Genomic DNA, 20,882 nt, shown 5'->3' on the forward strand with positions numbered 1-20,882 from the left:
CCTGAATATTGAGTTTAAAGGTTTAAGTAAAAAGGGAACGAGGAATCATCATCTGTTAAGTATGTTGCAACAGTTGCTTTGCTTGCTCGACCATTTTTTTACGGCCGAAGATGAGATGACGACGTTTACCACCAACCTGATTCCATAATACGGCACATCGGATGCCGCTGAGTAGTAGGGCGCGAACTTTATTTTGGCTGATAGTTTGTTGTAATACTGCGGGAGTGCCAGTGATTTGGATGCGAGGCCCGATTGGACTGATAACATCGAGATAAACACTGGCAAGGTTGCTGATCATTTGATCTTCGAATAAATCGAAGTGCTCTGTTTGACGGGCGAGCATGTCGATGCGATCGCCAAGTTGAGACATCGCATCATTACGAGCAGACAATTTCTTTTGTAGGGCGAGTAAGCTGATAATATATCGGGTAAGTTCACTCCCCGTTGTCGAATTATCAATACCATTAACCATGGTTTCTAGCCCGAGCTTAAGATTGCGTTCATGCCCAAAGACACTCACGGTGTCTTTGGGGTCCGTGCATAAAATCGCACGGATGGAGGTTTCAAACGCGTCTGTATCACATTGACCATTGCGGGCAACTTGTTGAACAAGTGCGGCGGCTTGGCATAAACCAGCAAAAGCAATAGTACGGTCGTATAGTGTATTAGCCACGTCATAGCTCCTTTATTAACAAATTAAACGCGAGACTCAATGATTCCGCCACCGAGACACACATCACCTTGATAGAAGACGGCCGATTGGCCGGGTGTGACCGCTACTTGCGGCTCATCAAACACCACATTCACGCGATGATCATCAAGAGACGTCACAACACAAGCGATGTCAGTCTGACGATAGCGAGTTTTCACCGTGCAACGCAATGTGTCTGTTAAAGGTTCTTGATTGATCCAATTCAGTTGCGATGCCACTAAGCCATTTGATTTCAATAATGGGTGGTCACCACCTTGTACGGCAATCAATACATTGCGTTCTAAATCTTTTTCCGCTACATACCATGGCAATTCGCTACCATTTTTTAATCCACCGATATGCAAACCTTTACGCTGACCTAAGGTATGGTACATCAAGCCTTGATGTTGTCCAATAACCTCGCCTTCTGGAGTCTCAATGTTGCCAGGTTGCGCAGGAAGGTAACGTGAAAGAAACTCCGTAAATTTACGTTCACCAATGAAACAAATACCAGTAGAGTCTTTCTTCTTCGCAGTAATCAGACCTTGCTCTTCGGCAATACGACGCACTTCCGGTTTTTCTAATTCACCCACAGGGAACAAGCTACGGGCAACTTGTTGATGAGTGAGTGCATGTAAAAAGTAACTTTGGTCTTTATTGCTATCGAGGCCGCGAAGCATGGCGGCTTTCTCGCCATTTTCCGGGAAGGTACGGCGCACATAATGACCCATGGCGATATAGTCTGCATCCAGTACTTCATCTGCAAACTCTAGGAAGGCTTTAAACTTAATTTCTTTATTACAGAGAATATCTGGGTTGGGCGTACGACCGGCTTTGTATTCTTCAAGAAAATACTCAAAGACATTGTCCCAATACTCCGCTGCGAAATTAATTTTATGCAAATGGATACCAAGTTTGTCACACACTGCTTGAGCGTCGGCAAGATCTTCAGCCGCCGTACAGTATTCTTCACCGTCATCTTCTTCCCAGTTCTTCATGAACAAGCCTTCAACATGATAGCCTTGTTGTTGAAGAAGATAGGCCGAAACCGATGAATCTACACCACCAGACATGCCGACAATCACTTTCTTCTGACTGTTTGCGTTAAGGTTTTCTGACATAACTTAATACCACTCAATTAACTTGGAGTCAGATTCTAACAGAAAGATTTTTGCTAGGACAGTTCATTACTCGTGATCGTTATAAAAGCCAATGTTAGTGAAGAAAAATTCGCCAATCATAGTGAATACTGCGCAGCAGAGTGAGCGGTAGTAGAGGGAAGGTAAAGTAGATAAAAGATGCACTATTTGTTATTCGTTAATCCTATAATCGTGCGTATCAAATTCAACTGAATTCATATCGAAACAAGGCGATTGTAAAAACGATCAATTGATAGAAGATATTTATTTCTTATTATTTTTAAATAACGCGATGACTTGTTGATGATTTATTTATCGCGTGGTGATGATTGCAATCGGTTGCTATACTGTATATCAACTATAACATTGCTGAGTCGGCGTTTGCGGTTTCTAAAGACGTTGTCGAACGTGTTTGCACGAGGTAGAATCCTCGCCCGTTTATCTCTATTCGAATTTGTTGGGTATTATGAAATTTCCGGGACGCCGTAAGTCTAAACACTATTTTCCGGTTCACGCTCGTGATCCGTTAGTTATTCAATCTCAAGAGGCTGAAAAACTCTCAAAAACACACATTATTGGTATTGACCAAACATTGGTTGATATTGAAGCAACCGTGGGCACGGAGCTTATTGAACGCTATGGATTGAGTAAAGGACATTCGTTGCTGATTGATGATACCCAAGCAGAAGCCTTATATCGTGAGTTAAAAGATAATCACTTAATCACCAATGAACATGCGGGCGGCACGATAGGCAATACCCTGCACAATTACTCTGTACTTGCCGATGATCGCTCAACGCTGCTTGGTGTCATGAGCAGTGACATTAAAATTGGCAGTTATGGCTACCGCTATTTGTGCAATACCTCAAGTCGTATGGACTTAAATTATCTACAAGGTGTTAATGGGGCCATTGGGCGGTGTTTTGCATTAATTACTGAAGATGGCGAAAGAACCTTTGCTATCAGCACAGGATTAATGAACCAACTGCAACCAGAAAGTATCCCTGAGTCTATTTTCCCTAATGCGTCTGCATTAGTGTTAACCGCCTATTTAATTCGTTGCAATGAAGATGATCCGATGCCGAAAGCAACCATGCAAGCTATTGAATATGCTAAAAAGCATAATGTTCCTGTTGTACTAACGTTAGGAACCAAATTTGTTATTCAAGATGATCCACAATTTTGGCGTGAATTTTTAAAAGAGCACATCTCTGTGGTGGCGATGAATGAAGATGAGGCAGCGGCTCTGACTGGTGAAGACGACCCATTATTGGCATCTGATAAAGCGCTGGAGTGGGTTGATCTTGTATTATGTACAGCAGGCCCAGTTGGATTATTTATGGCGGGATATTGTGAAGAAGACAGTAAACGTGAAACAACGTTGCCATTATTGCCCGGTGCCATTCCAGAATTTAATCGTTACGAGTTTAGTCGCCCAGCGATGAAAGCAAGCTGTGTTAACCCCATGAAAGTGTATTCACATATTGCGCCTTATATGGGTGGCCCAGAGAAAATTAAAAATACTAATGGCGCAGGGGATGCGGCATTATCTGCTTTGTTACATGACATGTCTGCGAATAAATACCATAGAGATATTGTGCCTAATTCGAGTAAGCATCAACATGAGTTTTTGACATACTCTTCTTTCTCACAAGTTTGTAAATATTCTAATCGCGCAAGTTATGAGGTATTAGCTCAACATTCGCCGCGTTTATCGAAAGGTTTACCGGAGCGTGAAGACAGCCTAGAAGAAGCGTATTGGGAACGATAGGGCGATAAGAACAGTAGATTCACTGATCCCTCTTTTACCTGTGGTGAAAATAAAAAAGGCTCCGAATTCGGAGCCTTTTTAATGCAATCAGGTCGCCGATTAAATGGCGAAATCTTCTAGAGATTTACCTTCATCTAATGCTTTTTGGATAGCAGAAGGGGTACGACCTTGGCCAGTCCATGTTTTTTCTTGGCCGTTAGTATCTACATATTTATATTTCGCTGGACGTGGCGCACGTTTACCTTTGGCTTTACTTTTGGTTTTTGTTTCACCAGAAAGCGCCGTAATTAGTGCGTTAACATCGATACCGTCAGCGGCGATCTTTTCAGCAATAGCAGAAAGTTTCGCTTCTTGCTCAGCAAGTGCTGCGCGTTCTTCTTCTTCAGCTTGACGACGTTCTTCAACGACGGTGTTTAATTTATCCAACGCGTCTTCAAGTTGTTCTAAAGTTAAGTCGCGAGCGAAAGCACGTAAGCTACGAATATTGAGTAGAGTTTTTGTTAAATCAGACATGACCGTTTCCCATTAAATAAAATCAAAATAATTTAAGTAATTTTAAACCGAGCTTTTTATTCTTACAACATCCGAAATGAAATAATAATAATGACGCGGCGATGATATATCCTATACGACGTATTTTCCAATAAAAAGTTCAGCTTTAAAACATATATGGTGATGAATTAGAGAAAAATAATTGTCAATAAATGTAAATATTGATGGTTAAGTGAATATTGGTGCATAACAAAGTTAATTTTCAGTAAATTATTTTTCATTTGGTTACAAATTGAACATTCAACACCTTGAGTAATATTCCGGTTGCATTGAGGTTTTGAATACGTACAATAACCGCCACCTAAGCGAGGATAAACAGTAATTATAACGTAGGTTTGTTTACTGTTGGATTCTCGACGTAGAGGCGCGGTAGTCATCAGTATTTATGGTTGGAGTGATGTCAATGAACCATAAAAAAAGGGACGATCGCCGAAGCTTGTGTATCCATCGAATATGCCTGCTGGGGTTGTATTGAATAAGTACAACACTGCCATAGTCTATTGTGTTTTTAAACTATGGAGCGCTACTGTAGGGTTGGGTGGAGTGTTCGCTTCCCTTTCGCTTGCTTCAACATAATTGTTATTTGCGAATAACAATTGTCTGCAGTAGATCTCTAACCAACAAAATTGGTTTTTGAAGATCATGAATTTAATCGATTTTTCTACCTCACCGTTATCACTACTTCCACCAGTAGTGGCCCTCAGTCTAGCCATTATTACTCGTCGAGTGTTAGTGTCCCTTGGTGTTGGTATTGTATTAGGCGCGTTGCTTCTTGCTGACTATTCGGTCACCAACACCGTGGTATATATTTGGCAGAAAGTGCTCGCGGTATTTGTCAGTGACGGTAGCATTAATACTTGGAACATGAGTATTTTAGGTTTCCTTATTTTATTGGGAATGATGACCGCGCTATTATCCCTATCTGGCGGAACTCATGCGTTCGCTGAATGGGCACAAGTCCGTGTGAAAAGTAAACGGGGTTCCCAGCTGCTTGCTGCTTTTTTAGGCGTCTTTATCTTTGTCGATGATTATTTTAACAGTCTTGCCGTCGGGTCTATTTCTCGTCCGGTGACGGACCGCTTTTATGTATCACGCGCAAAACTAGCGTATGTCTTGGATTCGACCGCAGCACCGATGTGTGTCGTTATGCCCGCATCAAGCTGGGGGGCTTATATCATGACTCTGGTCAGTGGTATTCTCGTGAGCCATGGCATTACCGATTACACACCTCTTGGGGCATACATGCGATTGGTTCCAATGAACTTTTATGCCATTTTTGCCTTATTAATGGTATTTGCGGTGATTTGGTTCCGTATTGACATTGGCCCAATGCGTAAACATGAAATGCAAGCATCGCAGGGACGTGGCTGTGATACCAGCTCTGCCCAAGCCAGTGATGATGAAGAGCTTGAAATTCCTGCCAGTCAACATGGTAAGGTGTCCGATCTGGTTTTGCCGATCGTAATGCTAGTGATTGCGACGATTGGTACGATGATTTTTACTGGCGCTCAAACATTAGCAGAGAATGGTGATGGATTCTCTGTGTTGGGAGCCTTTGAAAATACGGCAGTGGATACTTCGTTGATTAGCGGAGGTCTAGTTGGGCTCTTGGTGGCCATTGTGACAGTGATGAAACAAAAACTCCCAGCAGGGGATATTGGTCGCACATTATGGATTGGCGCCAAATCCATGTTTGGTGCTGTGATTATTTTGGTGTTTGCATGGACCATTGGTTCTGTCATCGGTGATGTGAAAACCGGGGCTTACTTGTCATCCCTTGTGCAAGACAGCATTAGTCCGCAATGGCTACCCGTGTTGTTATTTATTTTGTCGGGTATCATGGCATTTGCAACGGGCACATCGTGGGGGACGTTCGGTATCATGTTACCTATCGCAGGAGACATGTCTGCGGCGACTGATTTAGCGCTTATGTTACCGATGCTCAGTGCGGTATTGGCGGGTTCAGTATTTGGAGACCATTGTTCTCCGATTTCCGATACCACGATTTTATCCTCGACCGGAGCGCGCTGTAATCACATTGATCATGTGGCGACCCAATTGCCTTATGCATTATCTACCGCTTTCGTTGCGCTGATTGGCTATATTGTCTTAGGCATGAGTGATTCGACGTTGATTGCCTTTGCCGCGACGATCTTAGCGTTTGTTGTGGTCTGTGCCGCGCTCAAATGGGTGTCTCAGCGACGAATCCTAAATAAAAACCCAGCCGCGTAGTATGGCGTAACGATTGGGTTAAAAAAGAGCGTTAAAAGGAAGTCTTCGGACTTCCTTTTTTTATGGGAAAAATCTTTTAAGCCATAAAGGAGAAAAAATACCAAAAAAGCGCTTGAAATATCGCGGCAGCTTCGATAATGTAAATTCAGTCCAACGAAAAACGGTTATAAATATGCGCTCAACTAATATGAATATTCATCATCACCATCATCATCCTTAGTCAGTCTGTCGGGAGATGAGCGCATACCCGGGAGACAGGAAATCTCCCGGTGGTTAATTGAGTCGTGACACAGATTATCAACCCTCGGGAACCAAGCTCCCGAGGGTTTTTTTATTCTGTTTTGAAAAAATCTTTTAATTTCAAAAATTTGCAAAGGGAAGTGTTTATGCAATCGCAACGTCTAAGAATCGCAATTCAAAAAAAAGGTCGCCTTGCTAAAGAGTGCCAAAGTTTACTCAAACAGTGTGGCGTACAATTTAATGTTATGGGTGAACGTTTAGTGGTTCACTCAATAAATATGCCAATCGATCTACTACTGGTCCGGGATGATGATATCCCTGGTTTAATCATGGATGGAGTCGTTGACCTTGGCTTTATTGGCGAAAATGAGCTTGAGGAAGTGCGTTTAGACCGAGTGGCGTTACAGAAGCCGAGTGAGTTTGAAACGCTACGTCGTATGGACTTTGGGGGTTGTCGACTGTCAATTGCGATCGACGCAGACCAAACCTATAACGGCCCGCAAGATTTACAAGGTAAGCGCATTGCCACCACCTACCCACAACTTCTGAAAGCCTATATGGATCGCGAAGGCATCGATTTTAGTACTTGCATGCTCACTGGTTCCGTCGAAGTGGCGCCGCGCGCTGGATTGGCCGATGCGATTGCCGATTTAGTTTCGACAGGTGCAACATTAGAAGCCAATGGTCTTAAGGAAGTGGAAGTCATCTTTGAGTCTAAAGCGACATTGATTCAACGCACAGGTGAGTTTGCACCAGATAAAGTGAATTTGATCAACCGTTTATTGACTCGCATGCAAGGCGTTCAACAAGCAAAAGAGTCGAAATACATTATGCTGCATGCACCGGTCGAAAAACTGGAAGAAATTACGGCATTGTTACCTGGCGCCGAAGATCCCACGGTATTACCGTTATCTGCAGATAAATCCCGTATGGCCTTGCACTTAGTGAGTGCAGAGAATTTATTCTGGGAAACGATGGAACAACTTAAAGCCCTAGGGGCGAGTTCTATCCTTGTTCTACCGATTGAAAAAATGATGGAGTAAACGTGATGAGAACCGTTGTTTGGCAATCTTTGAGTGAAGAGCAGCATAATTCGATTTTAGAACGTCCCGCCATTTCTGAAGGAGCGAACATCAGTTCGGTGGTGAGTGATGTCATCGGTCAGGTCCGAGAGGGCGGTGACGCCGCGTTGTGGGAATTGACCGAAAAGTTTGATCGCGTAAAACCTGCAACATTACGAGTCAGTCAGGCAGAGATCGCCGCTGCCTCAGAGCGTTTAACGCCGGCAATGAAACAGGCGTTAGAGCAAGCCCATGCGAATATCAGTTGCTTTCATAAAGCGCAAAAAGTTCAACCATTGCGAGTTGAAACTATGCCGGGTGTTGTCTGCGAGCAAATCACCCGTCCGATTAGCCAAGTCGGTCTATATATTCCCGGTGGGAGTGCGCCGTTACCGTCAACGGTCCTCATGCTTGGTGTTCCCGCTCAAATTGCTGGATGTCGTAAAGTCATTCTGTGCTCGCCACCTCCGATCGCAGATGAAATTTTGTACGTGGCCAAACTGTGTCAAATCGACGAGGTCTACAACCTGGGCGGAGCTCAAGCGATAGCGGCGATGGCGTACGGTTCTGAGTCAGTGACTAAGGTCGATAAAATTTTTGGTCCAGGTAATGCGTATGTCACTGAAGCGAAACGTCAAGTCAGCAATGACTACCGTGGTGCGGCGATTGATATGCCAGCCGGTCCTTCAGAAGTCCTAGTGATTGCTGATGAGCATGCCGACCCTGAGTTTATCGCGGCGGATTTATTGAGTCAGGCTGAGCATGGGCCGGATTCACAAGTGGTTCTTGTGACACCGTCACCTATTTTGGCCGATCAAGTGATTGATGCGGTTCAAGCGCAACTGCAAGATTTATCCCGTGCAGACATTGCTCGTCAGGCGTTAGCCTCTAGCTTAGTGATTATCGCGGAATCTCTGACACAATGTGTGTCCATTTCCAATTTCTACGGGCCGGAACACCTGATTGTTCAAACCAAAAATCCACGAGAGTTGGTGCCATTGTTTGATAATGCTGGCTCCATTTTTCTTGGAAGCTGGTCACCGGAATCTGTGGGCGATTATGCCTCGGGTACCAATCATGTGTTACCAACCTATGGGTATACGCGAACTTATTCGAGTTTAGGTCTCGCGGATTTTAGTAAGCGCATGACTGTGCAAGAATTATCCCCTCAAGGGCTGCAAGCACTCGCACCGACTGTGGTTGAAATGGCCAATGCTGAGGGGCTTGATGCCCACCGCCGCGCCGTGACCATCCGAGTGAATAAATTACAGAAATAGGAATCGTCGTTATGGAAAAGTTGGCTCGCAAACAAATTCAAGCATTAACCCCTTATCTGTCGGCGCGACGTATTGGTGGAGAAGGTGATGTCTGGCTTAATGCGAATGAATCGCCTTTTGACAATGAATACCAATTAACTCTCAGTCAGTTAAATCGCTACAGTGATTGTCAGCCTGATTCACTGATCAATGCTTATGCCAATTATGCAGGAGTGAATGCGGATCATGTGTTGACGTCTCGCGGCGCCGATGAGGGGATAGAGCTCTTAATTCGCGCGTTTTGTGAAGCAGGAGAAGATGCGATCCTCTATTGTCCGCCTACTTATGGAATGTATGCCATTAGTGCGGAAACCTTTGGTGTCGAAAGAAAAACGGTGCCACTCACCGCGGATTGGCAATTGGATCTGCCTGCAATTGCCGAGAATTTGGACCGAGTGAAACTGGTCTTTGTGTGTAGCCCGAATAATCCGACCGGCAATGTCATGAAGCGCAGTGATATTGTTGAGTTATTGGAGATGACCAAAGATCGCGCGATTGTTGTTATGGATGAGGCTTATATCGACTTTTGCTTAGAAGAGAGCTGTGTCGATTTGCTCGCACAATACCCTAATTTGGCTATCTTACGTACGTTATCAAAAGCCTTTGCTTTAGCGGGCTTGCGCTGCGGTTTCACACTGGCAAACCCAGAACTGATTCAAGTATTGCTCAAAGTGATCGCGCCTTATCCCGTGCCAGTGCCTGTTGCTGATATTGCGGTTCAAGCGCTGTCTGAAGCAGGGCGAGCGCGTCAAAAATATCAAGTGCTTGAGATCACCGTCAATCGAGCCTATTTACAGGCGGGACTCAGTCAGATTCCTGGGGTAACGGTTTACGATGGGTGGGGAAATTACTTACTCGTCAGATTTCCTGATGGCGATGCACTATTTAAGGCTGCGTGGGATGCTGGCATTATTTTGCGTAATTCCCCGATAGAAAATGCCGTGCGCATCAGTGCGGGAAGCCGAGCGGAGTGTGAAAAAACGCTGACGTTTATTCGTAATTTCTATCAGTCACTGATTTCTTAATATTACTCAGCACTGACCGGTCTCGATCAGTGCCATACTCAGAAAAGGAAACTTCTGTGAGCCAACAAAAAATTCTTTTTATTGACCGCGACGGGACGCTCATTGTCGAGCCGCCGGTAGACTTTCAAGTTGACCGCTTGGATAAGCTAAAATTTGAGCCTTTAGTGATCCCAAGTTTATTGGCATTACAAGATGCGGGCTACCGTCTTGTCATGGTGACTAACCAAGATGGATTGGGCACCAAAAGCTACCCGCAAGCCGATTTTGACGCGCCGCATAACATGATGATGGAGGTATTATCATCACAAGGGGTCGTATTTGATGAGGTGCTCATTTGTCCGCATTTTGCAGAAGACAACTGTACCTGTCGCAAACCCAAATTAGGCTTAGTCAAATCTTACCTCCAGCAAGGTCTGGTGGACTTTACCCAATCGGCTGTGATTGGCGATCGTCCAACGGATTTGCAGTTAGCCGAAAATATGGCGATTAAGGGGATCCAGTACGATCCGGCGAACATGAATTGGCCAGCGATTGTCGCACTGCTTACTCAGCAACCGCGCCAAGCAAAAGTGATTCGTAAAACTAAAGAAACCGATATTCAAGTCAGTGTTAACTTGGATGTGGCGGGGCAGAATCACATCGCAACCGGATTAGGGTTTTTCGACCACATGCTCGATCAAATCGCGACGCATGGCGGTTTCTCCTTAGACTGTCAGGTCAAGGGCGATTTGCACATTGATGATCACCACACCATTGAAGATACAGCGTTGGCTCTTGGACAAGCGCTGAAGGAAGCCTTGGGAGATAAACGTGGCGTGGGGCGTTTTGGTTTTAGTTTGCCTATGGATGAATGTTTAGCCCAATGTGCTTTGGATTTGTCAGGACGCCCTTATTTGAAGTTCGATGCTCAGTTCAGTCGTGAACAGGTCGGGGATCTATCGACAGAAATGGTTTATCACTTTTTCCGTTCATTGACTGATACGCTGGCCTGCACACTGCATTTATCCTCCAGTGGTGACAATGACCACCATATTATCGAGAGCCTCTTTAAGGCCTTTGGACGAACTTTGCGTCAAGCCATTAAAGTGGAAGGAAATGACTTACCGAGCAGTAAAGGAGTGTTGTAATGTCGCCAAGCATCGTCATTATTGATACCGGTTGTGCCAATATTTCATCGCTGCGTTTTTCGATTGAGCGTTTAGGCTATGAGGTCACCATTTCTAAAGATCCTGCCGTCGTTTTAGCGGCAGACAAACTGTTTCTTCCTGGTGTCGGGACTGCGATAGAAGCCATGAAGAATTTGCAAGAACGCCAGTTGATTGACTTGGTCAAGCAAGTCACCCAGCCATTACTCGGGATTTGTTTGGGCATGCAGTTACTTGGGTTGCGTTCGCAAGAGAAACCCTCCAACACGACCCAAGATATTGAATGTTTGGGACTGTGTGAGGGTGAAGCACGCCTTATGGATACTCAAGAGCACCCACTGCCTCACATGGGATGGAATACCTTGAAGGCGGTATCTGGTCATCCTCTGTTTGCGGGGATTGAAGCCGATGAGTATTTTTATTTTGTTCATAGCTTCGCCATGCCAGTTGGCGACTACACCATTGCGACCTGTCAATACGGTCAGCCGTTTAGCGCCGCGATTCAAAGTGGTAATTATTATGGTGTGCAGTTTCACCCTGAGCGTTCATCAAAAGCGGGCGCCACGCTAATTAAAAACTTTTTAACGCTTTAAGGATGAAGAGATGATTATCCCAGCATTGGATCTTATTGATGGCCAAGTCGTTCGTTTATATCAAGGCGACTATGGACAAGTCACCGAGTACAAAGTCAACCCTGCCGAACAGTTCGCGGTGTATCATCACGCCGGTGCACAGTGGTTACATTTGGTTGACCTGACTGGTGCAAAAGATACCCAAGCGCGTCAATTAGAGCTGATAGGCCGCTTAATTGACAGTACTCCCGCTCATGTGCAAATTGGCGGCGGGGTTCGGAGTGAAGACGATGTTAAAAATTTACTCGACGCAGGGGCGGAACGTGTGGTTGTCGGCTCAACAGCCGTGAAACACCCTGAGCGAGTGAAATCTTGGATTGAACGTTATGGCGCTGAACATATTGTGTTAGCGCTGGATATCAATATTACTGCCGATGGAAAGCGACATGTTGCCATTTCTGGTTGGCAGGAGGACTCTGGCGTCACGATTGAGGCGTTGCTCGATGACTACCTCACTGTCGGCCTTAAACATGTATTGTGTACGGACATTTCCCGTGATGGCACCTTAGCTGGCTCGAATGTGTCGTTATATCAAGATTTATGTACACGTTATCCGCAAGTGAAATTTCAATCATCAGGAGGCATTGGTAGCCTTGAGGACATTCAGGCGTTATACGGTACAGGCGTTGCTGGCGTGATCGTTGGCCGCGCATTATTGGATGGAAAATTTACCGCAGAGGAGGCGTTCGCATGTTGGCAAAACGCATAATTCCATGTTTGGATGTTCGCGATGGACAAGTCGTGAAAGGCGTGCAATTTCGCAATCATGAAATTATTGGTGATATTGTGCCGTTGGCGCAACGCTATGCGCAAGAAGGGGCCGATGAATTGGTCTTTTATGACATTACCGCGTCGAGCGATGGTCGAGTTGTGGATAAAAGCTGGATCTCACGTGTTGCTGAAGTGATTGATATTCCTTTTTGTGTCGCTGGTGGAATCCGCTCTGCACAAGATTGTGCTCAGTTATTAGAGTTTGGTGCGGATAAGGTCTCAATTAACTCACCCGCTCTCGCGAATCCAGAACTGATTACGGAATTGGCCGATCGTTTTGGCGTGCAGTGTATCGTGGTAGGCATTGATTCGTATTTTGATGAAGAGGCTGGAACTTATAAAGTGTACCAGTTTACTGGCGATGAAAAACGTACCGCGGCCACCAAATGGGATACGATCAGTTGGGTGAAAGAAGTCCAGCAGCGTGGTGCGGGGGAAATCGTGTTGAATATGATGAATCAAGACGGCGTACGTAATGGCTATGATTTAACCCAGTTAAACTTAGTTCGTGAAGCGTGTCACGTGCCTCTCATCGCATCAGGGGGCGCGGGGGAAATGGTTCATTTTCGCGATGCTTATCAAAAAGCAAACGTGGATGGGGCACTTGCCGCCTCTGTCTTTCACAAACAAATTATCAATATTGGTGAATTAAAACACTATCTCCAACAGGAAGGAATCGAGGTACGACTATGAGTCAAGATTCGTTAGATCAATCGTTATCACAACGCATCGATTGGGAAAAAGTCGATGGGTTAATCCCGGTTATTGTACAGGACTTTACATCCAGTGAGGTGTTGATGCTTGGGTATATGAACCGCGAAGCGTTGGACACAACACTCAGCACCCAAAAAGTGACGTTTTACTCGCGTACTAAGCAGCGTTTATGGACCAAAGGCGAAACGTCTGGGCACGTGTTACAACTCAAAAATCTTGCCTTAGACTGTGACCAAGATACGCTGCTGGCAACGGTAGAGCCTGTTGGACCGACCTGCCACCTAGGAACAACCAGCTGTTTTGATGGTGACGGGCAAGAAGCGTCGCAAATGGTGTGGTTACAGCATCTTGAAACGCTCTTAGGTGAGCGTAAAAATGCCGGTCCTTCAACGTCATACACAGCAAGTTTGTACGCACGAGGCACCAAACGTATTTCACAAAAGGTCGGCGAAGAAGGGGTGGAAGTCGCCTTAGCGGCGACTTCTGGTGACAAAGCAGAGTTAGTCTGTGAATCTGCCGATCTGATGTATCACTTGCTCGTGTTACTCAATGATCAAGGATTATCGATGAGCGATGTCATCAATAAGTTGAAAGAGCGTCACCAATAACGCTCTTGTCGATAGGCTGACCTTCAGGAAGTTAGCGCTGGAGGTCTTGCCATTGCCCTGGCTGTAAATCACCTAGGGTAATATCGCCCATCGAGTAGCGGATAAGACGTAAAGTCGGGTAGCCAATATGGGCGGTCATCCGTCGAACTTGGCGGTTGCGTCCCTCCATAATAGTAATGGCGAGCCAGGTTGTCGGGATGTTAGCACGAAAGCGTACCGGGGGAGTCCTCGGCCAGAGATGACTTGGCTCTTCCATGATGCGCACTTTTGCGGGTAATGTCGGTCCATCTTTCAATGTTACACCGCGACGCAGTGGCTCAAGTTCTTCATCGCTCGGTGCACCGTCTACCTGAACCCAATAGGTCTTTTCCGCTTTCGATTTTGGTTGCGTCAATTTTGCTTGTAGAATGCCATCATTGGTCAGTACCATTAAGCCTTCACTGTCTCTATCAAGGCGCCCTGCGGCGTAAACGTCTTTAACGTCAATGAAATCGGCGAGGGTTTGTCGACCTTGTCCATCGGTGAACTGGCTTAGCACATCGTAAGGTTTATTAAATACGAGGACTTTACGCTCTTCGGGCGCCACTGAGCGCCGCTGACGCTGAATGGAGCGTGATGGACGACGTGGACTGGCTGAGGGGCGTTTTTTGGTTTTGGCGTCAGCGCGGGAAGCGCGCACAGAACGCGGGCCGTTAGGGCGAGATGACATGTTAATTACCTTGCAAAAATGTAAAAGTATGGCTGCGATCGTTTTATGAGAGTGTGCTTTACGTTATGATTTCGAAAAGAAAACAATGTGCAATACCATTGATATCGCCGTTGTATAACACCATAACTATCCATTAGCTGTACGCTGTATCCTTTTCTTTTCAGAGGATCTTTCGCACGAATATGGCTAAATTATACCATGGTTAGTGATGTTTATCGCTGAACATGCGCAATGAACGGCGTATTTGTAGGTCTTACAAATGCGTTAAGTCGCGTGACCAAGCTCACTCAAGGATGATATTCATGGTTGTCATGATTTTCAACTCTCCTCGTCAGTCACGGAACGTGCGACACTATAGTGAGTAAGTCATGGTGAAGAAGCCCGATGAGCGGGTTGATATGCCATAAGAATTTAAGCCACACGATCTTATTATCGTGGAAACTAGAACATATAGGGAAAGTTCATGCCTACAAAAAATCCAACCATCATCTATACGATCACAGATGAAGCACCGGCCTTAGCAACCTACTCATTTTTACCGATTATCCGCGCATTTACTGCTTCTTCTCACATTGACATTGAAACGCGTGATATTTCATTAGCAGGCCGTATTCTTGCCAATTTCCCAGACTGTTTGAAACCGGAACAACGTGTGAATGATGCCTTAGCCGAACTGGGGGATTTAGCGAAAACACCGGAAGCGAACATCATTAAGTTGCCCAACATTTCCGCATCGGTTCCTCAGTTATGCGCGGCTATTAAAGAATTGCAAGACAAAGGCTATGCCGTTCCAAACTACACAGCAGAGCCGAAAACCGAGGAAGAAAAAGCGGCGAAAGCGGTTTACGATAAGATCAAAGGGAGCGCGGTCAACCCCGTATTACGTGAAGGTAACTCGGATCGCCGAGCGCCAAGTTCTGTCAAAAACTACGCACGTAAAAATCCTCATTCTATGGGGCAATGGTCAGCAGACTCGAAAACGCACGTTGCCAGCATGGATGCCGATGATTTCTTCGGTTCAGAAACCTCATTGACGTTAGATAAAGCGACCAATGCGTCGATTGAGTTTGTCAGTCAATCGGGGGAGACGCGCACGTTGAAGCCGTCGTTCCCGCTACTTGAAAAAGAGATCATCGATACTTCCGTCATGAATAAGAAAGCGCTGATGGCGTTTTTTGATAAACAGATTGCCCAAGCCAAAGAGCAAGACGTATTGCTGTCTTTGCACTTGAAGGCGACCATGATGAAAGTCTCAGACCCTGTGATTTTTGGCTACGCAGTAAAAGCCTACTTCAAAGAGGTGTTTGAAAAATACGCGACAACGTTTGAGCGTTTGGGCGTGGATGTGAACAATGGCCTTGGGGATGTCTACGCAAAAATTGCGACATTACCGGAAGAGGAACGTCGCGAGATTGAAGCGGCGATTGAATCGGTCTATGCCACCCAACCGGAATTAGCGATGGTGGATTCGGATCGTGGTATCACCAACTTACATGTGCCGAGTGATGTCATTGTCGATGCGTCGATGCCAGCGATGATTCGTTCTGCAGGCCAAATGTACGATAAGACTGGCGGACAAAAAGACACCAAAGCGATGATTCCTGACCGCTGTTATGCCGGCGTCTACCAAACGGTTGTGGATTTTTGTAAACAGCATGGTGCTTTCGATCCAACCACGATGGGTAGTGTACCGAATGTGGGCTTGATGGCACAAAAAGCGGAAGAATACGGCTCTCATGACAAAACCTTTATCCTTGATGATGATGGCACGGTGAACGTGGTCGATGATCAAGGCCATGTTTTGTTATCTCAAAAGGTCGAAGCGGGCGATATTTTCCGTATGTGTCAGGTGAAAGATGCGCCGATTCAAGATTGGGTTAAACTGGCGGTCACACGAGCACGTGCATCACAAACGCCAGCGGTTTTTTGGCTGGATGCAGAACGAGCGCATGATGCTGAGTTGATCAAGAAAGTCAATGAATACTTACCATTACATGATACTGATGGCTTAGATATCCGTATTTTATCGACCGTGGATGCGACCCAGTATTCGCTAGAACGGATTAAAGAAGGTAAAGATACGATTTCCGTCACTGGTAACGTATTACGTGATTACTTAACGGATCTATTCCCGATTTTGGAATTGGGAACTTCTGCGAAAATGCTTTCAATTGTTCCGTTGATGAATGGTGGCGGATTGTTTGAGACGGGCGCGGGTGGCTCTGCACCGAAGCACGTTCAACAGGTAGAAAAAGAAAACCACTTACGTTGGGATTCACTCGGCGAATTCCTAGCCTTGTCTGCCTCACTTGAGTACATGAACTTAAGCGGTACGTTCCCCAAAGCACAAGTATTGGCCGACACCTTAGATCAGGCAACCGGTCGCTTCCTTGATGAGAACAAATCGCCGTCACGTAAAGTCGGTGAGTTGGATAACCGTGGTAGCCATTTCTACTTGGCGATGTATTGGGCTCAGGCATTGGCTGCGCAAACACAAGATGCCGAGTTGGCTAAGCAATTTAAGCAAGTAGAGCAAGAGTTGGCTGACAATGAAGAGAAAATCGTCAATGAGCTGAATCAAGCTCAAGGTGTTGCAACAGACATTGGTGGGTATTACTATCCGGATTTTGCAAAAGCCTCTGCTGTGATGCGTGCAAGCCAAACATTCAATCAGATCATTAATGCCTTACAGTAAGGCTCATGACATTAAACATAAAAACCCGCAGTAGCGGGTTTTTTTATGTCTATTAAAGCCATTATATGACTCGATGATTCACTCGTTAAACGGCAGTGGGGGAGCCATGGCATGGCTAAACTATTTGGCTGCATCACCTCCAATTGGTACAACAGTACTTGCGTGGTAGCCTTTAGGCCCTTCCTCGACCTCATAAGATACTTGTTGACCAGCTTTAAGTGTACGGTAGCCTTCCATCTGAATGGTTGAGTAGTGTGCAAAAATGTCATCATTAGTCCCTTCAGGACAAATAAAGCCAAACCCTTTTGCGTTATTAAACCATTTTACTGTACCTGTAGCCATGCTTACATCCCTCATGCATTGTGTCTAGGGTGATAATCGCCAACCATAATGAATGGCTCTTAATGACTCGCTCACCCATCCGCTAAAAATGAGTCATTCATCGACCAATTTAGCTAATGATAACGGACAGTCAATAGTCGAATTGAAGAAAAATTGTTCATTTTTAGAGTGGGTCACGCTTATGAGGGTAAGTTAATCAGTTAACGGTTGATTTTTTGTTACGTTTGTTTTGATATGTATGAATTGGTTAGACATCTTACGGTGTTATCTGTGTCATGCTGATGCAGTAACTTAGGGCAGTGATCACAATCGGCATCTTTTATTTGCAGGGGATAGATTGGTAGATTAATCTTTTTAATAAGGGCAGGTTGTATTCTCGCTCGTAAGTGTTCGCTATCCTTTTACAATTGGCATTGCACTGAATGTTCTGACAGAGCACAATAGAGCTAGGTAGCACTCACACAATGTAATTATGAGTAATAATTTTGAATGGGTTACTCCAGGCTCAGATTTACTGGAGCTAGAAAAAACCGGATTAAAGCCCCCATCGATGTACAACGTTATGCTAATTAATGATGATTATACACCGATGGATTTTGTCATAGAGGTTTTAGAGCGATTTTTCTCGAAAGATATTGAACAAGCGACACAAATCATGCTGAAAGTTCATTATGCTGGTAAAGCGGTTTGTGGCACTTTTACCGCTGACATTGCTGAAACAAAAGTCGCCCAAGTTACGATGTATTCCAAAGAGCATGAGCATCCATTGCTCTGTACCATGGAGCAGGCGTAGCATCTTAGAACAGATGAAAAATACTGTGGTTGTTTCTTTAAGGAGGCTTTATGCTTAACAAAGAACTAGAATCGAGCTTGAACGGTGCATTTGCACGAGCTCGAGATAAACGACACGAGTTTATGACCGTGGAGCACCTCCTACTTGCGTTATTAGAAAACGACGCAGCTAAGGAAGCATTAGTCGCGTGTCAGGCGGAGATTGAAACACTGCGCCGTGAACTTGATACTTTCATCGACCAAACAACGCCGCTGATTCCAACGGATGACGAAGCTCGAGAAACTCAACCCACTTTAAGCTTTCAGCGTGTGTTACAACGCGCGGTGTTCCATGTGCAATCCTCTGGTCGTAGTGAAGTCACTGGCGCGAATGTATTAGTCGCGATTTTCAGCGAACAAGAATCCCATGCGGCCTATTTACTGAAAAAGAACGATGTCAGTCGCTTAGACATTGTCAATTTCATTTCTCATGGTATTACCAAAGCATCGAATTCCAGTGAAGATCCCTCTTCTGAGTCCTTTGGTCCAGAAAGCAGCGAAGAGGCGAGTAGCGAAGAGCGTTTAGAAAGCTTTGCCACCAATTTGAATCAGTTAGCGAAGAAAGGGCAAATTGACCCACTGATTGGCCGAGATAAAGAGCTTGAACGTACGATTCAGGTGTTGTGCCGACGTCGTAAAAACAACCCATTACTGGTCGGTGAAGCGGGTGTTGGGAAAACGGCGATTGCCGAAGGGCTTGCTTGGCGAATCGTGGAAGGCAGTGTTCCTGATGTGATTAAAGACAGCGTTATCTACTCACTGGATATTGGTTCTCTATTAGCGGGAACCAAATATCGAGGAGACTTTGAAAAACGGTTTAAAGCGATTTTAAAACAGTTAGAGAAGGAAAAAGATGCGGTTCTGTTTATCGATGAGATTCACACCATCATTGGTGCTGGTGCCGCCTCCGGTGGTCAGGTGGATGCCGCAAACCTGATTAAACCATTGTTGAGTAGTGGAAAACTGCGCTGTATTGGGTCAACGACTTACCAAGAGCACAGTAATATCTTCGAGAAAGAACGGGCCTTGTCGCGACGTTTCCAGAAAATCGATGTGGTCGAGCCATCCATTGACGACACCGTGAAAATTTTGGCGGGTTTGAAGTCAAAATACGAAGCGCATCATGACGTTCGTTATACCAACAAAGCGCTGCGTGCAGCGGTTGAGTTGTCAGCGAAATATATTAATGATCGGCATTTGCCGGATAAAGCCATTGATGTGATTGATGAAGCGGGGGCGCGGATTCGTTTGCTGCCTGTAAGCAAACGTCGCAAAACGATTGGTGTACCTGAAATTGAGGCCATGGTAGCGAAAATGGCTCGTATTCCAGAGAAATCCGTCTCGTCTTCGGATAAAGACACCTTAAAAGTGTTGGATTCTAAGATGAAAATGATGGTGTTTGGTCAAGATGATGCGATCGATGTGTTGTCTGAATCGATCAAATTGACTCGCGCTGGTTTGGGGGCAGAGAACCGCCCTGTGGGGTCCTTCTTATTTGCCGGTCCTACTGGGGTTGGTAAAACCGAAGTGACTGTGCAATTGGCAAAAGTGTTGGGCATTGAGTTGCTACGCTTTGATATGTCTGAGTATGGCGAGCGTCACTCTGTCAGCCGTTTAATCGGTGCACCTCCGGGTTACGTGGGTTACGACCAAGGTGGTTTGTTAACCGATGCTGTGATTAAAAACCCACATTCGGTCGTACTGCTTGACGAGATAGAGAAGGCTCACCCCGATATTTTTAACTTGCTATTGCAAGTGATGGATAATGGGACACTGACAGATAATAACGGTCGTAAAGCCGATTTTCGTAACGTTATTTTGGTGATGACCACCAATGCGGGTGTCGCGGAAACGGTGAAAAAATCGATCGGCTTGATTCAACAAGATCACAGCCACGATGCGATGTCGGAAATCAAAAAAGTGTTTACGCCGGAGTTTCGTAACCGTTTAGACCATATTATTTGGTTTAATAACTTAGCCGAGTCTGTGATTGCACAAGTGGTTGACAAGTTCATTGTGGAACTGCAAGCGCAGCTTGATCAACGTGGTGTGTCTTTAGAAGTGCAAGAAGAAGCACGTAACTGGTTAGCTCATAAAGGTTACGACCGCGAAATGGGGGCACGCCCAATGGGACGTGTGATTCAAGAGCAGTTGAAGAAACCGTTAGCGAATGAATTGCTATTCGGTAGCCTTGTGGACGGTGGTACGGTGCGAGTTGCGTTAGACGGTGATAGCCTCACATTCGACTATCAAAGCGCCAAACAGGCGGCTCAGGTCGACTGATGGGATACAGGTAATGAAAAAGCGTGCTGAGGCACGCTTTTTTTATATTGGTCGTCAGGTGATGAGCCACTTGAGAACACAGGTTCTTCAGTGCATGCAGACACAAAAAAGCAGGGTACTTGCCC

The 20,882-nt window shown here is 45.4% G+C and carries 18 protein-coding genes, 1 riboswitch and 1 other annotated feature; of the genes, 13 read left to right on the plus strand and 5 right to left on the minus strand.

Annotated elements, in window-relative coordinates:
- Positions 1-55 precede the first annotated feature (55 nt).
- Together hflD and mnmA are read right to left on the minus strand one after the other, a co-directional pair.
- On the minus strand, positions 56-673 hold the full coding sequence (gene hflD / locus EAE30_RS10865) for a high frequency lysogenization protein HflD (protein ID WP_123015932.1): 618 nt from the start codon (positions 671-673) through the stop codon (positions 56-58).
- A 23-nt stretch (positions 674-696) separates the two neighbouring features.
- The gene (gene mnmA / locus EAE30_RS10870) at positions 697-1,812 is read right to left on the minus strand and encodes a tRNA 2-thiouridine(34) synthase MnmA (protein WP_123015933.1); all 1,116 of its coding nucleotides are present in this window, start codon (positions 1,810-1,812) and stop codon (positions 697-699) included.
- A 484-nt stretch (positions 1,813-2,296) separates the two neighbouring features.
- Here mnmA and EAE30_RS10875 point away from each other — a divergent pair, with 484 nt between their 5' ends.
- Positions 2,297-3,601, plus strand: a complete 1,305-nt coding sequence (locus tag EAE30_RS10875) for an inosine/guanosine kinase (RefSeq protein WP_123015934.1) — start codon at positions 2,297-2,299, stop codon at positions 3,599-3,601.
- A 99-nt stretch (positions 3,602-3,700) separates the two neighbouring features.
- Here EAE30_RS10875 and EAE30_RS10880 read toward each other — a convergent pair whose 3' ends face one another.
- Positions 3,701-4,114, minus strand: coding sequence for an H-NS family histone-like protein (locus tag EAE30_RS10880; RefSeq protein ID WP_123015935.1), 414 nt, complete (start codon positions 4,112-4,114; stop codon positions 3,701-3,703).
- Between the two features lie 390 nt (positions 4,115-4,504).
- Positions 4,505-4,687, plus strand: a riboswitch (Lysine riboswitch).
- Positions 4,688-4,795: 108 nt separating this feature from the next.
- Between EAE30_RS10880 and EAE30_RS10885 the strand changes: the two genes are divergently transcribed.
- The 9 genes from EAE30_RS10885 to hisIE all read left to right on the plus strand — a co-directional run bounded on the left by EAE30_RS10885 (position 4,796) and on the right by hisIE (position 13,897).
- Positions 4,796-6,385, plus strand: coding sequence for a Na+/H+ antiporter NhaC family protein (locus tag EAE30_RS10885; protein WP_123015936.1), 1,590 nt, complete (start codon positions 4,796-4,798; stop codon positions 6,383-6,385).
- Positions 6,386-6,583: 198 nt separating this feature from the next.
- Positions 6,584-6,720: a sequence feature (His leader region), on the plus strand.
- 51 nt (positions 6,721-6,771) lie between these two features.
- Complete coding sequence (hisG, locus tag EAE30_RS10890) at positions 6,772-7,668, plus strand: ATP phosphoribosyltransferase (protein ID WP_123015937.1); 897 nt, start codon at positions 6,772-6,774, stop codon at positions 7,666-7,668.
- 5 nt (positions 7,669-7,673) lie between these two features.
- A complete protein-coding gene (gene hisD, locus EAE30_RS10895; RefSeq protein WP_123015938.1) occupies positions 7,674-8,963 on the plus strand; it encodes a histidinol dehydrogenase in 1,290 nt (429 codons plus the stop codon).
- Between the two features lie 11 nt (positions 8,964-8,974).
- Complete coding sequence (gene hisC, locus EAE30_RS10900; protein WP_123015939.1) at positions 8,975-10,027, plus strand: histidinol-phosphate transaminase; 1,053 nt, start codon at positions 8,975-8,977, stop codon at positions 10,025-10,027.
- 56 nt (positions 10,028-10,083) lie between these two features.
- Positions 10,084-11,154: a bifunctional histidinol-phosphatase/imidazoleglycerol-phosphate dehydratase HisB gene (gene hisB, locus EAE30_RS10905; protein WP_123015940.1), complete on the plus strand. Its 1,071-nt coding sequence runs from the start codon at positions 10,084-10,086 to the stop codon at positions 11,152-11,154.
- Positions 11,154-11,765 carry an imidazole glycerol phosphate synthase subunit HisH gene (gene hisH / locus EAE30_RS10910; protein ID WP_123015941.1) on the plus strand — a complete coding sequence of 204 codons (612 nt, stop codon included), beginning with the start codon at positions 11,154-11,156 and terminating at the stop codon, positions 11,763-11,765. The genes hisB and hisH overlap by 1 nt, the downstream gene beginning before the upstream one ends.
- A 10-nt stretch (positions 11,766-11,775) precedes the next feature.
- Complete coding sequence (gene hisA / locus EAE30_RS10915; protein WP_123015942.1) at positions 11,776-12,513, plus strand: 1-(5-phosphoribosyl)-5-[(5-phosphoribosylamino)methylideneamino]imidazole-4-carboxamide isomerase; 738 nt, start codon at positions 11,776-11,778, stop codon at positions 12,511-12,513.
- On the plus strand, positions 12,495-13,268 hold the full coding sequence (gene hisF / locus EAE30_RS10920; protein WP_123015943.1) for an imidazole glycerol phosphate synthase subunit HisF: 774 nt from the start codon (positions 12,495-12,497) through the stop codon (positions 13,266-13,268). The genes hisA and hisF overlap by 19 nt, the downstream gene beginning before the upstream one ends.
- Entirely contained in the window at positions 13,265-13,897 is a 633-nt protein-coding gene (gene hisIE, locus EAE30_RS10925; protein WP_123015944.1) for a bifunctional phosphoribosyl-AMP cyclohydrolase/phosphoribosyl-ATP diphosphatase HisIE, read from the plus strand. The genes hisF and hisIE overlap by 4 nt, the downstream gene beginning before the upstream one ends.
- A gap of 31 nt (positions 13,898-13,928) precedes the next feature.
- On the opposite strand, the gene EAE30_RS10930 is transcribed toward hisIE, so the two are convergent.
- Entirely contained in the window at positions 13,929-14,606 is a 678-nt protein-coding gene (locus EAE30_RS10930) for a pseudouridine synthase (protein WP_123015945.1), read from the minus strand.
- Positions 14,607-15,069: 463 nt separating this feature from the next.
- On the opposite strand from EAE30_RS10930, the gene EAE30_RS10935 reads away from it, so the two are divergent.
- Positions 15,070-17,301: an NADP-dependent isocitrate dehydrogenase gene (locus EAE30_RS10935; RefSeq protein WP_123015946.1), complete on the plus strand. Its 2,232-nt coding sequence runs from the start codon at positions 15,070-15,072 to the stop codon at positions 17,299-17,301.
- Between the two features lie 120 nt (positions 17,302-17,421).
- On the opposite strand, the gene cspD is transcribed toward EAE30_RS10935, so the two are convergent.
- The gene (cspD, locus tag EAE30_RS10940) at positions 17,422-17,643 is read right to left on the minus strand and encodes a cold shock domain-containing protein CspD (protein ID WP_123015947.1); all 222 of its coding nucleotides are present in this window, start codon (positions 17,641-17,643) and stop codon (positions 17,422-17,424) included.
- A gap of 472 nt (positions 17,644-18,115) precedes the next feature.
- On the opposite strand from cspD, the gene clpS reads away from it, so the two are divergent.
- Positions 18,116-18,436, plus strand: a complete 321-nt coding sequence (gene clpS, locus EAE30_RS10945) for an ATP-dependent Clp protease adapter ClpS (RefSeq protein WP_123015948.1) — start codon at positions 18,116-18,118, stop codon at positions 18,434-18,436.
- Between the two features lie 50 nt (positions 18,437-18,486).
- On the plus strand, positions 18,487-20,757 hold the full coding sequence (clpA, locus tag EAE30_RS10950; protein WP_123015949.1) for an ATP-dependent Clp protease ATP-binding subunit ClpA: 2,271 nt from the start codon (positions 18,487-18,489) through the stop codon (positions 20,755-20,757).
- Positions 20,758-20,882 lie beyond the last annotated feature (125 nt).

It is taken from the genome of Vibrio zhugei (assembly GCF_003716875.1).
GTDB classification, from domain to species: domain Bacteria; phylum Pseudomonadota; class Gammaproteobacteria; order Enterobacterales; family Vibrionaceae; genus Vibrio; species Vibrio zhugei.

Excerpts from the sequence above, each read along its gene's own strand:
- mnmA (WP_123015933.1), bottom strand. The coding sequence starts at position 1,812 with ATGTCAGAAAACCTTAACGCAAACAGTCAGAAGAAAGTGATTGTCGGC.
- hisIE (WP_123015944.1), top strand. The coding sequence starts at position 13,265 with ATGAGTCAAGATTCGTTAGATCAATCGTTATCACAACGCATCGATTGG.
- clpA (WP_123015949.1), top strand. The coding sequence starts at position 18,487 with ATGCTTAACAAAGAACTAGAATCGAGCTTGAACGGTGCATTTGCACGA.
- hisA (WP_123015942.1), top strand. The coding sequence starts at position 11,776 with ATGATTATCCCAGCATTGGATCTTATTGATGGCCAAGTCGTTCGTTTA.
- hisG (WP_123015937.1), top strand. The coding sequence starts at position 6,772 with ATGCAATCGCAACGTCTAAGAATCGCAATTCAAAAAAAAGGTCGCCTT.
- hisD (WP_123015938.1), top strand. The coding sequence starts at position 7,674 with ATGAGAACCGTTGTTTGGCAATCTTTGAGTGAAGAGCAGCATAATTCG.
- EAE30_RS10930 (WP_123015945.1), bottom strand. The coding sequence starts at position 14,606 with ATGTCATCTCGCCCTAACGGCCCGCGTTCTGTGCGCGCTTCCCGCGCT.
- EAE30_RS10875 (WP_123015934.1), top strand. The coding sequence starts at position 2,297 with ATGAAATTTCCGGGACGCCGTAAGTCTAAACACTATTTTCCGGTTCAC.
- hisC (WP_123015939.1), top strand. The coding sequence starts at position 8,975 with ATGGAAAAGTTGGCTCGCAAACAAATTCAAGCATTAACCCCTTATCTG.
- cspD (WP_123015947.1), bottom strand. The coding sequence starts at position 17,643 with ATGGCTACAGGTACAGTAAAATGGTTTAATAACGCAAAAGGGTTTGGC.
- clpS (WP_123015948.1), top strand. The coding sequence starts at position 18,116 with ATGAGTAATAATTTTGAATGGGTTACTCCAGGCTCAGATTTACTGGAG.
- EAE30_RS10880 (WP_123015935.1), bottom strand. The coding sequence starts at position 4,114 with ATGTCTGATTTAACAAAAACTCTACTCAATATTCGTAGCTTACGTGCT.
- EAE30_RS10885 (WP_123015936.1), top strand. The coding sequence starts at position 4,796 with ATGAATTTAATCGATTTTTCTACCTCACCGTTATCACTACTTCCACCA.
- hisH (WP_123015941.1), top strand. The coding sequence starts at position 11,154 with ATGTCGCCAAGCATCGTCATTATTGATACCGGTTGTGCCAATATTTCA.
- hisF (WP_123015943.1), top strand. The coding sequence starts at position 12,495 with ATGTTGGCAAAACGCATAATTCCATGTTTGGATGTTCGCGATGGACAA.
- EAE30_RS10935 (WP_123015946.1), top strand. The coding sequence starts at position 15,070 with ATGCCTACAAAAAATCCAACCATCATCTATACGATCACAGATGAAGCA.